The sequence below is a fragment of the Kluyvera sp. Awk 3 genome (genome assembly GCF_028069715.1).
In the GTDB taxonomy this organism is placed as follows: Bacteria; Pseudomonadota; Gammaproteobacteria; order Enterobacterales; family Enterobacteriaceae; genus Kluyvera; species Kluyvera georgiana_A.
In genome coordinates, this window is the sequence record NZ_JANEWH010000261.1 from 1 (window position 1) to 2095 (window position 2095).

At 51.7% G+C, this 2095-nt stretch carries 3 protein-coding genes; 1 reads left to right on the top strand and 2 read right to left on the bottom strand.

The features are described 5' to 3' along the window. Positions 1-16 precede the first annotated feature (16 nt). The gene (locus NNN71_RS24440; RefSeq protein ID WP_163447392.1) at positions 17-358 is read left to right on the top strand and encodes a hypothetical protein; all 342 of its coding nucleotides are present in this window, start codon (positions 17-19) and stop codon (positions 356-358) included. Between the two features lie 33 nt (positions 359-391). Here NNN71_RS24440 and umuC read toward each other — a convergent pair whose 3' ends face one another. Next, on the bottom strand, positions 392-1645 hold the full coding sequence (gene umuC / locus NNN71_RS24445; protein ID WP_163447391.1) for a translesion error-prone DNA polymerase V subunit UmuC: 1254 nt from the start codon (positions 1643-1645) through the stop codon (positions 392-394). Then, positions 1629-2063, bottom strand: coding sequence for a translesion error-prone DNA polymerase V autoproteolytic subunit (gene umuD, locus NNN71_RS24450; protein ID WP_163447390.1), 435 nt, complete (start codon positions 2061-2063; stop codon positions 1629-1631). The genes umuC and umuD overlap by 17 nt, the downstream gene beginning before the upstream one ends. Between the last annotated feature and the right edge of the window lie 32 nt (positions 2064-2095).

Here is a 2095-nt window from a genome sequence, read left to right on the forward strand (position 1 = left end):
AAAAGTATTTAATCCAATGAATTTCCTGAAGTTATTTTTTATCCTCGTTATTATTCCCTGTCAAAGCTATGCGCTCAATTTCTCATCGACAATATTGAAATTAAACTGCCCGGAACGCGGGCTGGTAGAAGTCATTCTGCACGTCTATGAGCATACCCAACAGTCCTGGAAAGGCCATTTTGAAACCGGTGCAGGCCATAAGCGCGTGGGTGACATTGAAATAATCCCCTTCGCCAACGGCGATACGCTGCTGCACCGTATCTCAACCGATGCATTCGGTTATGTTTATTACGGTGAAGAACGGGTAAGACATTGTCTCAAGCTGGATGAACGCCCGGTCTACCCTACCTTCGGCTGAGTGCCCACCAAGGCTGCCTGAGCGCAGCGTTGGTCATCGGGCAACCGGCAGATCCGCGTAGCGTGTCGTATAACTGGGGGACAGCATTTCTCGCTTCATCCTCCATGTCTGTTCTATTCCTTTTCCGGCAAAACCGATACTGCCCAGACCGGAGTGATTAATACTGTCAATGACCTGCATCAGCGCCTGGCTATTGGCTCGCGGAGGCAAAGCGTCAAACAGGTTGAGCTGCGCAACGCCCTGGCTGAAAAAATCACTCAGCATTATCCCGGCTTTCATATAGCGAAAGCCGTCGCGCCAGATACTCTGCAGCGAACTGACGGCAAGGCGGATAATATCCCGGGTATCACAGGTTGGAACGATGAACCTGCCGCTAGCCTGCGGGGCATAAAATGTCTCATTCTCCGCATGCGGGCTGGTGCGCATAAACAGGCTGACCACACAGCAGTACTGCCTTTCCGCACGCAGTTTTTCTGCCGCGCGTTCGGCATAGGCGCAAACGACCTGGTGCATCTCGTCATATGTCGTGATGCGATGGCTAAACGAGCGGCTAAAGATGATCTGCTGTTTGGTGGGGGCAAACTCCTCTAACGCCAGGCAGGACTCCCCGCGCAGCTCGCGTACCGTACGCTCCAGCACCACGTTAAAATGCTGGCGAATAACCCAGGTTGAACTATCCGCAAGCTGTAACGCGCTCTCTATTCCCATCTGTTCCAGCTTCTTACGGGTACGTCTTCCAACGCCCCAGACTTCATGCGCTGGAATTAAGGAGAGCAATTTACGCTGGCGCTCCGTTGCACAGAGATCGACAACACCGTTGGTTTTTCGCCAGGTTTTGGCCGCCAGATTCGCCAGCTTCGCCAGCGTTTTGGTTGGCCCAATACCCACCCCAACCGTCAGCCCGGTATTTCTTCGTACCGCATCACGTATCTGATGACCCAACACCTCAAACGAGCCCTCATCGGGCAATTCAATAAAGGCTTCATCAATCGAATAGATCTCCACACGGGGAGCAAGATCCATCAATGTCTGCATCACCCGATGGCTGAGATCGGCATACAGTGCGTAGTTAGAACTAAAAACGGTTACCCGCTGGCGAGACAATTCATTTTTAATTTTAAAATACGGTGCCCCCATGCTAATGCCGAGCGCTTTAGCCTCCGCGGAACGAGAGATAATGCAGCCATCGTTATTGGATACCACCACCACCGGTTTACCCACCAAATCAGGGCGAAATACCGTCTCACAGGAGGCATAGAAATTGTTAACATCAACCAATGCGAACATATTTATGCGCTTTTAAACTGAACGTCACCACGCCGAAGATTTGCAACTCTTCCTCGGCATGAAAAGCAATCGGTTTGTACTGCGGGTTATGCGGCACCAGCAGGAGCGAGGGCCGGGTTCGCAACTCTTTAACCGTAAACTCCCCCGCTACTGCCGCAACGACGATATCGCCGTGATCGGCTTTTAACGAGCGATCAACAACCAGCAGATCGCCATCACCGATACCCGCGCCAATCATCGAGTCACCGCTAACACGCACAAAATAGGTGGCGCTGGGGTGCTTGACCACCAGCCGATTCAGGTCCAGGCTCTCTTCGACATAGTCCTGAGCCGGGCTGGGAAAACCGCAGGGAATCCGCTCCAGGAACAATGGCAGTTCGAGGGACTGTTCTGCTTTATATAGATAAGTGGCGAACATCTTTATACACCATAAATACTGTTTATATATAC